Below are 12,048 nucleotides of genomic sequence, written 5' to 3' on the forward strand. Positions count from 1 at the left end.
CGGCGGTGATGCTGCCCAGCCGAGAGAAAGGGGCGGCGCGGGTATTGGCGCTGTGGTGTCCGGATTGGCCAGCGGTGGCCGCCGCCGCGGTGGCGCGGTTGCCCGCGACGCAGCCGGTGGCGGTGCTGTTCGCCAATCGGGTGATCGCGTGTTCGGCGATCGCGCGGGCCGACGGGGTGCGGCGCGGGCTGAAGCGGCGGGAGGCGCAGGCGCGGTGCCCGGATCTTTTTCTCGCGCAGGCGGATCCGGATCGGGACGCGCGGTTGTTCGAGCCGGTGGTCGCGGCCGTCGACGCGACGGTGCCCGGGGTCGAGGTGCTGCGGCCGGGGCTGCTGGTGCTCGGGGCACGCGGCGCCGCAAGGTTTTTCGGTTCCGAAGAGGCGGCGGCCGAGCGGCTCGTCGACGCGGCCGCCGCCACCGGGGTGGAGGCGCAGATCGGCATCGCCGACGAGTTGTCCACGGCGGTGATCGCCGCCCGGCGCGGCGCGCTCGTGCCCGCCGGCGCGGGGGCGCGGTTTCTCGCGCCGATGCCGGTGCGCGAGCTCGCGGCCGAGCCGAGCCTGGCCGCACCGGAGCGCGCCGACCTGGTGGATCTGTTGCACCGCTTGGGTTTACGCCGGATCGGCGATTTCGCCGCACTGACCTCCGTCGAGGTCGCCTCGCGATTCGGCGCCGACGCGGTGCTCGCGCACCGCTGCGCGCAGGCGCAACCCGAGCGGCCGCCCTCCGCGCAGCCGCCACCCAAAGACCTGACGGTGGAGTACCGCTGCGACCCGCCGATCGAGCGGGTCGATGCGGCCGCCTTCGCGGGTCGCATGCTCGCCACCAAGCTGCACGCCGAGCTGTCGAACGCCGGGCTGGCCTGCACCCGACTATCGATCTTCGCGGAAACCGATGCGGGGGAGGAACTTTCCCGGATCTGGCGGTGCGCGGAACCGCTGACCCCGGACGGCACCGCGGACCGGGTGCGCTGGCAGCTGGACGGCTGGCTCACCCGGCGTGACCGGCCCACCGCACCGGTCACCCTGCTGCGGCTGGAGCCGGTCGAGGTGGTGGCGGCGGGCGCGCTACAGCTCGGGCTGTGGGGCGGCGTCGGCGAGCAGGACGAACGGGCCCGGCGCGCGCTGATCCGGGTGCAGGGCCTGCTCGGCGGCGAGGCGGTGCGGATCGGCGTGCTCAGCGGCGGTCGTGGGCCCGCCGAGCGGATCACCCTGGTCGCGCTGGGCGACGAACCCGTCCCCGCCGCCGACCCGGCCTTGCCGTGGCCGGGCAGGCTGCCCGAGCCCGCCCCCGCCCTGCTGCTGCTCAACCGTCCGCTGGTGCGTCTGGAAGCCGCCGACGGCGTCCCGATTCTGGTCACCGAGCGCGCCCTGTTCAGCGCCGATCCGTCCCGCTTGCACTGGGGCAGCAGACAGTGGCGGCTGACCGCGTGGGCCGGACCATGGCCGGTGGACGAACGGTGGTGGGCACCGGAATCGTCCGAGAACAACGGCACCCCAACAACTTTCACCGCTCGTGCACAGGTGCAGCTCGACGGCGAACCGTCCGACGTCCGGGTGCTACTGCTCGTCTATCACGACGAAATCTGGCGCGCGGAAGGACTTTACGACTGAGGCCGCGACCACACCGTCGCCATCGTGAACGGTTGTCCGCGCAGCTCTTTCCATTTCGGCTTGGCCGCGAGCCAGGTGTCGTCGATCAGCGTCTCGATGAGCTCGGTGAGTAGCCAGCCCGCGTCCAGCGCCGCCGTCACGTGCTCGCTGAGCAGGTGCAGGTTCGTGCTGATCGCCACCGGCTCGCCGCCCCGTGGCGTGTAGTGCGTCGGCATCCCGGTCGTCATCATGAACTGCGGATGGAAGCTGACCAGGACGCACCGCGCGCCGGGCGCGGCCAGCCGCCACGCCTCGGCATAGAACGGTGCGAGTTCGGGCAGGTGCTCGTCGATCAACGAGGCGATCACCAGGTCGTAGGCCCCACCCGGCAGCCCGGTGTCGCGCACATCCGCCTGGGTGAGCGTGGTGTGTGCCCCGCGTTCCTTCGCCCGCGTCAGCATCCCCGCGCTCACGTCGATCCCGTCGATATGGGGAACGCCCTGCGTACGCAACCATGCCCCGGTCCGCCCGGTCCCGCACCCCAGATCGGCGGCTTTCCGCACCCGCGGCCACTCCGGTCGTCGCAGCCGGGCCAGCAGCGCCAGATCCATCTCGTCCATGACGGTCTGCTCGTACGTCGGCGCCCATCCGTCGTATCCGGTGGCGACATCGACGGTGGGATAGTTTCGGCGGTCGTAGTCCGCGAATGACGGCATGCGCGGAGTATTTCGCGGCACAACGGGATTCGCGAGATATTTTCTCCGGGCACCAGCCGTACAGCGGGTGGCTCCGCAGTCCGCGCAGGCGGCGGGCCCGACGATGTGGCACCCGGCTCACGTGATCCGTACAACAAGTCCCGGGCCGGTAGCTGACAAGCCAAGTACTCTCGAAGATCGTGGATCTCACGGTGACCAGACTCGACTTCGGTGACGTGCGGATCGCCTACCGGGATTCGGGGGCGACCGCGGGTTCCGACGTGCCCGTGCTCCTGGTGCACGGCATGGGCGGGGACGGGCACACCTGGGACCGATTCGCGCGCGAACTGGTGCAGGCGGGTCGCCGGGTCATCGTTCCCGATCTGCGCGGCCACGGCCGCAGCTCACACACCGATTCATACCGCTTCGACGAATTCGGCGCCGACGTGCGGAAACTGTGCGACCGGCTGGAACTGTCCACGGTCGATATGGTCGGCCATTCGCTGGGCGGCTACGCGGTCTCCCGCGTCGCGCAGGAGCGGCCGCGGCTGGTGCGCCGCCTCGTCATCGAGGAGTGCCCGCTGCCGTTGCAGTCCGGCGCCGAGGAGCTGCGGCTGACCCGCCGCTTCCCGACCGTGCCGGAACTCTGGCACGCGACGAGCAGCCTGGTCCGGCATCCGCGCGCGGTGCTCGCCTTCGACCGGTCCATGACCAGGACCGCGCTGGAACAGTTCCGCAAGCCGAACCCGGAGTGGTGGGACCGGCTGCCCGATATCGCCGCGCGGACACTCGTGCTGCGCGGTGGTCCCGGCGGCATGGTCGACCCGGCGAAGCTGGCGCTCATGCGCACCGCCATTCCCGATTGCACGGTCACCGCCTTTTCCAGCGGTCACAGCATTCACCGCGACCGTTATCGCGAGTTCGCGGCCGCCGTACATCCGTTCCTCGCGGCGTGAAGAACCCCGGATTCGAGGGGATGCTCTGTTCCGCAGCCGCGACGGGGACGCCGCTGCCGGGCACCGCTACCGAGGTAACCGGCTGGCTGTGCGTCGAACACCCCGGCGCGTGGGGCCGCGACGTGATCGGCGACGAGGTGCTCGGCGCTGAGCTCACCCCCGAACTGGCGGCCCGCACCGCCGCCGCGCACGTGCGCCCGACCCTGATCCGCCGCCCCGGCCGCAACGAATTCACCGGCACCCGAACGGTTTTGCTCGCCAGCTCGCGACCGGAGGGCTCCTGGTGTGAACGCTTCGAGATCACCGATCTGAAGCAGCTGCTCGATATCGACCTGCATGTGGTGAACGGCCCTGCGCCGGGAATCGGTGTGCCCGTAGATGATCCGCTGGTGCTGGTGTGCGCGCACGGAAAACGCGACCAGTGCTGCGCGCTGCTCGGCCGCCCGATCGCCGCCGAACTCGCGACGAAATACCCTGGGCAGGTGTGGGAGTGCTCGCACACCGGCGGTCACCGCTTCGCGCCCGCCCTGGTGCTGCTGCCCGCCGGACTCACCTACGGCCGACTCGACGTCGCGTCCGCCGAGGAGATGGTCGAGGCGGCCCGCCGCGGCCAGGTCTCGCTGCGCGGCCTGCGTGGCCGCAGCTGCTATCCGCCGCTGGAGCAGCTCGCGGAAGTCGCTGTGCGCGAACAGATTTCCGCCGCCACCGACGATCTCACGGTCGCGCCCGACCCCGACTCGACCCCGGCCGACCCCACCTCGGCCGGCGCCGCCCTGGTCACCCACCGCGACGGCCGCCGCTGGCGAGTCACCGCCTGCACCATCGGCTTCCCGCCGCGGCAGGCCAGCTGCAACGCCGCTACCAAACCCGTAACCGCCCTCGCGGTCGACACGATCGAGCAGCTACCCGCCGACTGATCGCGACGATGCCGCAGCCATGTCCCGTTCGGGCCTACCAGTGGGTCCCCGGCACCCAGCGGGCAGCGCGGCGCAGCGCGGTGCCGGTGACGCGCCGGGCCGCCGAGCGGGGGCGCGGCGCGCGCTGGGGGACAACGGTTTCCGGCGCATCGTCGGCTTCTTCCACCAGCTCGCCCTTGGCGGCGGGGGAGTCGGGCAGCGCCCGGTAGTAGCGGTGCAGGATCCGATCGCGGAACTTGGGAGTGAGCAGGGCGCCGTACTCGGCGAAGGTGCCGATCGGCACGTCGATGCGTTTGGGGCGTTCGGTCAGCGCGCGCACGATCGTCGCGGCCGCCCACTCGGGGGATTCGGCGGGCTGGCCCTGATCGCCGCTCGGGGTGATCATCGGGGTGCGCACCAGCGGCATGTGGATGGTGGTGAAGGTGACGCCGTCGGCCATGGTCTCGACCGAGGCCACCTCGGCGAACTTGTCCAGCGCCGCCTTGCTGGCCAGGTAGGCGGCGAAGCGTGGCGTCGCCACCTGCACGCCCGCGCTGCTGATGTTGACGATGTGGCCGAACTTGCGCTCGCGCATCTGCGGCAGCAGGGCCAGCGTCATGCGCAGCGCGCCGAAGTAGTTGACCGCCATGGTGCGTTCGAAATCGTGCAGCCGGTCGGTGGAGCGGTGGATGGCGCGGCGGATGGACCGGCCCGCGTTGTTCACCAGCATGTCGACGTGGCCGTGCTCATCGAGAATGGTCTTCACGGCGTGGTCCACCGAGTCGGAATCGGTGACGTCACACTGGTATCCGTAGGCGATGCCGCCGGCCGCCCTGATCTCCTCGACCACGGACGCGAGTTCGTCGGCGCGGCGTGCGAGCAGGAAAACGGTGGCGCCCTTGCCCGCAACGGCGATCGCCGCCGCCTTGCCGATGCCGGAGGAGGCGCCGGTGATCAGGACATGCCGCCCGGAGATGTCGCGGCTGCGACGGCCGCGCCGGGTCTCGGGCAGGCCGGCGTCAGCGGATGCGTCGGTCATCGCTGCCTCCTTTGCAGTTGGTTGGCATGAACTTACTCTCAAGTAAGTTTACCCGCCAAGTGGAACTGGTCACTTTTCGGGGCTGGGGTCGAGGTGGTGAACACGGGCGAAACAACCTCTCGAAATCGATCGAACATATGTGCGATACTCACCGCATGGCGGACGATCGGATGGCGGAAATCTTTGCCGCGGTGCGGCTCGGTGGTGGGGACCAGGCGGCGGCGCGACAGGCGCTGGAGAAGTTGTGGGACGAGATCGGTGAGGGCGGTGATCCCTTGCACCGCTGCGTGATCGCGCATCACCTCGCCGATCTACAGGACACGGCTGCCGCCGCGCTGCTCTGGGATCGGCGGGCGCTGGCCGCGGTGTTCGGCCCCGGCATCCCGCTGGACGAAGGACTCCGCAGCTTCCTCCCGTCGCTATACCTCAATCTCGCCGACAGCCACCGGCGCGTCGGCGACTTCGAGGCCGCCCGGATGCAACTGGCCATCGCCCGCGGCCACCTCGATGTCCTCGCCAACGACGCCTACGGCGCCCTGATCCGAGCCGGCCTCGACCATGTCGACGCGGCACTCGCCGAGGGCTCGACCGCACCGTTGCCGACCAACTGATCCGTCCGAGGAGGTGACGCGGTGGGCTGGAGCAACGGGCCGCCTACCTGGGCGGAACTGGAGCGGGTGCTGTCGGGGCGGCCCGGCCGGACCAACCCGGACGCGATGTACCCCGGCGACGGCGGCGACAGCCCGGCCTGGTCGCGCAAGCGCGGCGAGTACCTGGCCGAGCCAGTGCGGCCCGCCGACGGGCCGACGGTGCCGTACGCGGAACTGCACGCGCACTCGGCCTATAGCTTCCTGGACGGCGCGAGCCAGCCGGAGGAACTGGTGGAGGAGGCCGTGCGACTCGGCCTGGCGGCGATCGCGCTCACCGATCACGACGGGTTCTACGGGACCGTGCGCTTCGCGGAGGCGGCCAGAGAGTGGGGGATGCCGACGGTCTTCGGTGCGGAGCTGTCGCTGGGCACCCAGTCTGCCGAAGGAACTCCGGTCAACGGACGGGCCCGCCGGGGAACCGAGCGGCGTCCCCGCGGTGCGCGGGTCAAGACCTCGGAATCCACTGAGCAGCTTGCTGATTCGACCGCGGCACGCGGGCACGTCGACGCACCGGATTCCATCCCGCGCACCGGATCCCCGGATCCCGCCGGGCCACACCTGCTGGTGCTGGCCCGCGGTCAGGAGGGCTACCGCCGACTATCCAGGGAGATCGCGGCCGCCCATATGGCGGCGGGGGAGAAGGGCATCCTCCGCTACGACCTCGACGCGCTCACCGCGGCCGCCGAAGGACAGTGGCAGATCCTCACCGGCTGCCGGAAAGGCCACCTGCGGCAGGCCCTCGCGGACGATTTACGTTCGGGCAGTACCCGTCTCGTGCGCGCTGAGGCCGCGCTGCGCGACCTGACGGAACGGTTCGGCGCCGACCGGGTGAGCGTGGAGCTCACCCACCACGGCATCCCGGAGGACGACGAGCGCAACGCCCACCTCATCGCCCTGGCCGACCGCCTCGGTCTCCCCGTACTCGCTACTACCGGAGCACATTTCGCCGCGCCGGGCCAGCGCCGCCGCGCCATGGCGCTCGCGGCGATCAGGGCCAGGCAGAGCTTGGACGAGATCGCCGGTTGGCTGGCCCCGGCCGGCGGCGCGCACCTGCGTTCCGGCGCGGAGATGGCGCGGCTGTTCGCCGACTGCCCGCAGGCGGTGGCCAACGCGGCCGCGCTGGCCCGCGAATGCGCCTTCGACCTGAAGCTGATCGCGCCGAAGCTGCCGCCGTTCGACGTGCCCACCGGACATGACGAGAAGTCCTGGCTGCGTGCGCTCACCCTCGAGGGTGCCGCGGCCCGTTACGGGCCGCCGGAACGAAACCCGCAGGCATACCGGCAGATCGAGCACGAGCTCGCGGTGATCGACAAGCTGGAATTCCCCGGCTACTTCCTGGTGGTGCACGACATCGTCACCTTCTGCCGGGACAACGACATCCTCTGCCAGGGCCGGGGTTCGGCGGCCAACTCGGCCGTCTGCTACGCGATCGGCATCACCAATGTCGACCCGGTCACCAACAACCTGCTGTTCGAACGCTTCCTCTCGCCGGAGCGCGACGGACCACCCGATATCGACGTCGACATCGAATCCGACCGCCGCGAGGAGGCCATCCAGCACGTCTACACCAAGTACGGCCGTGCGTACGCCGCCCAGGTGGCCAATGTGATCACCTATCGCGGCAAGTCCGCGGTCCGCGATGCCGCACGCGCACTTGGCTTTTCGCCGGGACAGCAGGACGCGTGGAGCAAGCAGGTGAGCCGTTGGTCGGGAGTCGGCTCCGATACCGATACCGATATCCCCACCGAGGTGCTGCAGCTGGCATCCGAAATAGAAGGCTTGCCAAGGCATCTCGGTATCCACTCCGGCGGCATGGTGATCTGCGACCGTCCCATCGCCGACGTCTGTCCGGTGGAATGGGCGCGCATGCCCGGCCGCAGCGTGCTGCAGTGGGACAAGGACGATTGTGCCGCCATCGATTTGGTGAAGTTCGACCTGCTCGGCCTCGGCATGCTCTCCGCGCTGCATTACATGATCGACCTGGTGCGCGAGCACACCGGCGTGATCGTCGAGCTGCACAAGCTCGATCTGAAGGAAGCCGCCGTCTACGAAATGCTGTGCCGCGCCGACTCGGTGGGCGTCTTCCAGGTGGAGTCGCGCGCGCAGATGGCCACGCTGCCCCGGCTGAAGCCGCGCGAATTCTATGACCTGGTGGTGGAGGTGGCGCTGATCCGGCCCGGTCCGATCCAGGGCGGTTCGGTGCACCCCTACATCCGGCGGCGCAACGGCAACGAGGAGGCGACCTATGACCATCCGGCACTGGAGAATTCGCTGTCCCGCACGCTCGGCGTCCCGCTGTTCCAGGAGCAGCTCATGCAGATGGCCGTCGACGTCGCGGGTTTCACCGCCGCCGAGGCCGATCAGCTGCGCCGCGCGATGGGTTCCAAGCGCTCGCCGGAACGCATGGAGGGGCTCAAGGAACGCCTCTACCAAGGCATGCGCGACCTGCACGGCATCACCGGCGAGGTCGCCGACCGCATCTACGAGAAGCTCTACGCCTTCGCGAATTTCGGCTTCCCGGAAAGCCATTCGCAGAGCTTCGCCTCGATCGTGTTCTATTCGTCGTGGTTCAAGCTGCACCATCCCGCCGCCTTCTGCGCCGGTCTGCTGCGCGCGCAACCGATGGGCTTCTACTCCCCGCAATCCCTGGTCGCGGACGCGCGCAGGCACGGAGTCCTGGTGCACGGCCCCGACATCAACGCCAGTCGCGCCGAACCCACCCTCGAACACGACGGCACCCAGGTGCGCCTCGGCCTGGCCTCGATCCGGCACATCGGCGCCGACCTCGCCGAAAAGATCGTCGCCGCACGGGATCAGGGGCCTTACACCTCCTTCCTCGACCTGACCGGACGGGTGGAACTCACTGTCGTGCAGGCGGAATCGCTCGCCACCGCGGGGGCGCTCGGCGGTCTCGGCAGCACCCGCCGGGCCGCGCTGTGGGCCGCGGGCGCCGCCGCGGGCGAACGTCCGGATCGGTTGCCCGGCACCGGCGCCGCCACCACCGCCCCCGTGCTGCCCGGCATGAGCGACCTCGAACTGGCCGCCGCCGACGTCTGGGCCACCGGCGTCTCCCCGGGCAGCTATCCCACCGAATTCCTGCGCCCACAGCTCGATGCCCTCGGCGTGATTCCCGCCGCGGGCCTGCTCGCCGTCCGCGACGGATCGCGAGTGCTGGTGGGCGGCGCGGTGACGCACCGGCAGCGTCCCGCCACGGCCGCAGGCGTCACCTTCCTCAATCTGGAAGACGAGACCGGCATGGTGAACGTCGTCTGCTCGGTCGGTCTGTGGGCCCGCTTCCGCCGCCTGGCGCAGAGCGCCCCCGCCCTGCTCATCCGTGGCCGCGTGCAGAACGCCGAGGGAGCGGTCAGCGTCGTCGCCGAACACCTGCAGCGGATGGATCTGCGGGTCGACTCCAAGTCGCGTGACTTCCGCTGATCCGCCACTTTTAGGAAAGTGTTAGAAGGGCTCTAGAGAACGGTTACGTCCGGCTATTCGCGCAGCCAGAGCGGCTACTGTGCGAATCATGCGGAAGCTTGCTGTGCTGTGCATCGGTCTGCTCGGTCTGACGTTGCTCGTCGGCTGCGGCAGCGACACCGACAACGCGAAGAGAGTCCCGCCGCCACCCGGCCGGCCGGAGAGTTACGCCACCGTGGAACCCGCCCCCGCGTCGGCGCCACCGGGGCTGCGCGATCAGGGGCCCGCGCGCAAAGACAACGCCGCCGGTGGCGAAACGGTCACCACACGTAAGGAAGTCGTCACCGGCAGCGTCGAGATGACCGCGGGCAAACCGATCGACACGGCGAGCAAGATCGCCGACCGGGTGCGCGAGGTCGGCGGCCGGATCGACAGCAGGACCGAACAGCCCGGCACCGACGACGCCGATCCCAGCGCCACGCTCACCATCCGGATCCCCGCGGACAAGACCGACACGTTCATCGACGGACTCGGCGGCCTGGGCAAGGTCACCCGGGTACACACCAACCGCGACGACGTGACCATGCAGTGGGAAGACCTGGACGCCAAGATCAAGGCGCTGCAGGCCTCCGTCGACCGGCTGCGCGGGCTCATCGCCGGCGCGACCAACACCGCCGACCTGATCAACGCTGAGCAGGCGCTGTCCAGTCGTCAGGGCGAACTCGACAGCCTGACGGCGCAGAAGCGGCACCTCGACGACGAGGTCGCGCTGTCCACGCTCAACATCGACATCACCACCGCGACCACCAAGGCCCAGGAGGATCGCGCGGACAACTTCTGGGAGGGGATCGTCACGGGCTGGCATTCGCTGGTGGATTGGCTGAAGGACGCGGTCGTGTTCACCGGTAAGGCGCTGCCGTGGCTCGGCTTCCTGGTGGTGCTGGCCGCCGTGATCTGGGGTGTGCTGCGGACGGTGTTGCGGCGCAAGAAGAGTGGCGCAGGTGGGCCGACACCGAGTCCGGCGGCCGCGAGCGGCTCGACGGCCGCGGCGGGTGCCCAGAGTTCGGCGAGCGCTGGAACCCCGGCGGGTACCGGAACCTCGGCGGGCACCGGAAGTTCCGCGGGCTCAGCGAGTTCGGCAGAATCGGAGTCCTGAGAACCGATACTCGGCGTGCCCGGCGATCGAGGGCGGGCACGCCGAGTTTTCGTGCGGATGAATGAACAGCGCTGCAGCCGTCTAACTTACGGCGATGGTAGGAGAGACGGGACCAGTCCACGAAACCGCCTGCGCGGCAAGCCTGATCGCGCCGCGCATCCGTTGTCCCGCCGCGCACGAGTTCGCCGACAATTCTGTGCGCCGACCGCGAATCCGTGCGCGGCGGTCACACGCCGCCGTGGAAGCCGAGCTGACGCCAGGCTTCGTACACCGTGACGGCGGCGGCGTTGGACAGGTTCATCGAACGGCGGCCCGGCAGCATGGGGATGCGCAGCTGGCCGGTGATGTGCGGATCCTCGAGCACTGCCGCGGGCAGCCCCGTCGGTTCCGTACCGAACAGCAGCACATCACCTTCGCGGTACGCCACCTCGGTGTAGTGCGTCGTCGCGTGCGTGGTGAACGCGAAAACCCGCTCCGGCCGCACCGACTCCCACGCCGCCGCCAGATCCTTGTGCACCGTCACCGACGCCAGATCGTGGTAATCCAACCCGGCCCGCCGCAGCTTGGCCTCCGAGAGATCGAACCCCAACGGTTCGACCAAATGCAGCTCACACCCGGTCCCAGCGACCAACCGAATCGCATTGCCGGTATTTCCGGGGATCGCGGGCTCATGAAACATCAGTCGGAACACGGCAGACAGTCAATCAGGTGCATGCAGAACTGATTCGTTGACCTACCGTCGTCGCGGTCGCACCTTGCAGCGAGATCGAGTCGGAGGCTGCCACCCCATCCCGGAATCGCTCGAGCGCCGTGTGGGCGCTGTTCAGGCTTCAGCTGTGTGAGGTAGGTAACTTATCGCAATATAAGCGACCGATCGGACGTATATACTAACTGGTCTTATTCGCGTCTGATAGGAGTGTGGAAACATGCGCGTTCGGCGGCGTTTGAGTGTTGTGCTGATGGGTTGTTTGACGGTCACCGCGGTGGCGATGGCGGGGAGGCCGGCGGTAGTCGAGGCCGCACCGATGCCGGGCTCGGGGGACAGTACTACCGGCGCCGATTCGCTTGATCCGCAGGCGGTCGGCGAGTTGCGGGACGCGCTGGCTCAGCTGCGTCCGTTGGCTGCCGCCGATACGGTGTCGTTGCGGGACAAGGCGATTGGGGATGTCGGGGCGGGGGTGGTTCCGTGGCATTCGGCGGATGCTCCAGTGTGGGACCAGGCGGTCGCGTTCGGGCTGCCGAATGGGCGGACGTTGGTGGCCACTCCGTCCACGGCGACTGGCGATTCCCTCGGAGTGCTCTACGACGCCAACGGCGCGGTTTCCCGCCATGTCGAAAGTCGGATCGTGAGCCGCCCCGATCAGTCCGCGGCGATCACGGCCTGGATTGACGATGCCGCACCGGTGCAGCAAACCTTTACCGCCGACCAACTGCACAATGTCGCGGCCTCGGCCAAAGAAGTCTTCTTGGGTCCTGACTGTTGGGCGATGCTGGCGGCGGTGCCGGTGCTGGCGGCAGGCACCATCATGCTGCTTTTGGCCCTCCCCGGCCTCCTTGTTCCAGGAGTTAATTTTCTCCTGGGCATAGTGTGGTTCACCTTGATCGTTAGCTGGATCGCCGTCCCCGTCATTTGTCTGTGGCCGGTATAAG

General features: G+C 69.3%; 10 protein-coding genes. 7 read left to right on the plus strand and 3 right to left on the minus strand.

All coding sequences use genetic code 11. From position 1 onward, the window contains the following. The first annotated feature begins 8 nt into the window (after positions 1-8). Positions 9-1,613: a DNA polymerase Y family protein gene (locus tag ACIBK2_RS09775; protein ID WP_396965903.1), complete on the plus strand. Its 1,605-nt coding sequence runs from the start codon at positions 9-11 to the stop codon at positions 1,611-1,613. On the opposite strand, the gene ACIBK2_RS09780 is transcribed toward ACIBK2_RS09775, so the two are convergent. After that, positions 1,604-2,308, minus strand: coding sequence for a class I SAM-dependent DNA methyltransferase (locus ACIBK2_RS09780; RefSeq protein WP_396965476.1), 705 nt, complete (start codon positions 2,306-2,308; stop codon positions 1,604-1,606). The two genes, ACIBK2_RS09775 and ACIBK2_RS09780, sit on opposite strands and share 10 nt — an antisense overlap. A 179-nt stretch (positions 2,309-2,487) precedes the next feature. On the opposite strand from ACIBK2_RS09780, the gene ACIBK2_RS09785 reads away from it, so the two are divergent. Further along, positions 2,488-3,243, plus strand: a complete 756-nt coding sequence (locus ACIBK2_RS09785; protein ID WP_396965478.1) for an alpha/beta fold hydrolase — start codon at positions 2,488-2,490, stop codon at positions 3,241-3,243. Positions 3,244-3,263: 20 nt separating this feature from the next. Continuing rightward, positions 3,264-4,160, plus strand: coding sequence for a sucrase ferredoxin (locus ACIBK2_RS09790; protein WP_396965905.1), 897 nt, complete (start codon positions 3,264-3,266; stop codon positions 4,158-4,160). A 34-nt stretch (positions 4,161-4,194) separates the two neighbouring features. Here the strand turns inward: ACIBK2_RS09790 and ACIBK2_RS09795 are convergent, their stop codons facing one another. Further along, positions 4,195-5,178: an SDR family NAD(P)-dependent oxidoreductase gene (locus ACIBK2_RS09795; protein ID WP_396965480.1), complete on the minus strand. Its 984-nt coding sequence runs from the start codon at positions 5,176-5,178 to the stop codon at positions 4,195-4,197. A 155-nt stretch (positions 5,179-5,333) separates the two neighbouring features. Between ACIBK2_RS09795 and ACIBK2_RS09800 the strand changes: the two genes are divergently transcribed. The 3 genes from ACIBK2_RS09800 to ACIBK2_RS09810 all read left to right on the plus strand — a co-directional run bounded on the left by ACIBK2_RS09800 (position 5,334) and on the right by ACIBK2_RS09810 (position 10,398). Continuing rightward, positions 5,334-5,789, plus strand: coding sequence for a hypothetical protein (locus tag ACIBK2_RS09800; RefSeq protein ID WP_357386441.1), 456 nt, complete (start codon positions 5,334-5,336; stop codon positions 5,787-5,789). A gap of 21 nt (positions 5,790-5,810) precedes the next feature. Next, the gene (locus ACIBK2_RS09805) at positions 5,811-9,263 is read left to right on the plus strand and encodes an error-prone DNA polymerase (RefSeq protein ID WP_396965483.1); all 3,453 of its coding nucleotides are present in this window, start codon (positions 5,811-5,813) and stop codon (positions 9,261-9,263) included. Between the two features lie 88 nt (positions 9,264-9,351). Further along, positions 9,352-10,398, plus strand: a complete 1,047-nt coding sequence (locus ACIBK2_RS09810; RefSeq protein WP_396965485.1) for a DUF4349 domain-containing protein — start codon at positions 9,352-9,354, stop codon at positions 10,396-10,398. A gap of 226 nt (positions 10,399-10,624) precedes the next feature. Here ACIBK2_RS09810 and ACIBK2_RS09815 read toward each other — a convergent pair whose 3' ends face one another. Continuing rightward, positions 10,625-11,089: a tRNA (cytidine(34)-2'-O)-methyltransferase gene (locus ACIBK2_RS09815; protein WP_396965487.1), complete on the minus strand. Its 465-nt coding sequence runs from the start codon at positions 11,087-11,089 to the stop codon at positions 10,625-10,627. A 235-nt stretch (positions 11,090-11,324) separates the two neighbouring features. Here ACIBK2_RS09815 and ACIBK2_RS09820 point away from each other — a divergent pair, with 235 nt between their 5' ends. After that, on the plus strand, positions 11,325-12,047 hold the full coding sequence (locus tag ACIBK2_RS09820; RefSeq protein WP_396965489.1) for a hypothetical protein: 723 nt from the start codon (positions 11,325-11,327) through the stop codon (positions 12,045-12,047). Position 12,048: the final 1 nt, after the last annotated feature.

The organism is Nocardia sp. NPDC050175 (genome assembly GCF_044459885.1).
Lineage (GTDB): Bacteria > Actinomycetota > Actinomycetes > Mycobacteriales > Mycobacteriaceae > Nocardia.

What these genes read in the sequence shown, in the direction of transcription:
- ACIBK2_RS09790 (WP_396965905.1), top strand. Translation starts at nt 3,264, where the DNA reads ATGCTCTGTTCCGCAGCCGCGACGGGGACGCCGCTGCCGGGCACCGCT.
- ACIBK2_RS09780 (WP_396965476.1), bottom strand. Translation starts at nt 2,308, where the DNA reads ATGCCGTCATTCGCGGACTACGACCGCCGAAACTATCCCACCGTCGAT.
- ACIBK2_RS09795 (WP_396965480.1), bottom strand. Translation starts at nt 5,178, where the DNA reads ATGACCGACGCATCCGCTGACGCCGGCCTGCCCGAGACCCGGCGCGGC.
- ACIBK2_RS09820 (WP_396965489.1), top strand. Translation starts at nt 11,325, where the DNA reads ATGCGCGTTCGGCGGCGTTTGAGTGTTGTGCTGATGGGTTGTTTGACG.
- ACIBK2_RS09775 (WP_396965903.1), top strand. Translation starts at nt 9, where the DNA reads ATGCTGCCCAGCCGAGAGAAAGGGGCGGCGCGGGTATTGGCGCTGTGG.
- ACIBK2_RS09810 (WP_396965485.1), top strand. Translation starts at nt 9,352, where the DNA reads ATGCGGAAGCTTGCTGTGCTGTGCATCGGTCTGCTCGGTCTGACGTTG.
- ACIBK2_RS09800 (WP_357386441.1), top strand. Translation starts at nt 5,334, where the DNA reads ATGGCGGACGATCGGATGGCGGAAATCTTTGCCGCGGTGCGGCTCGGT.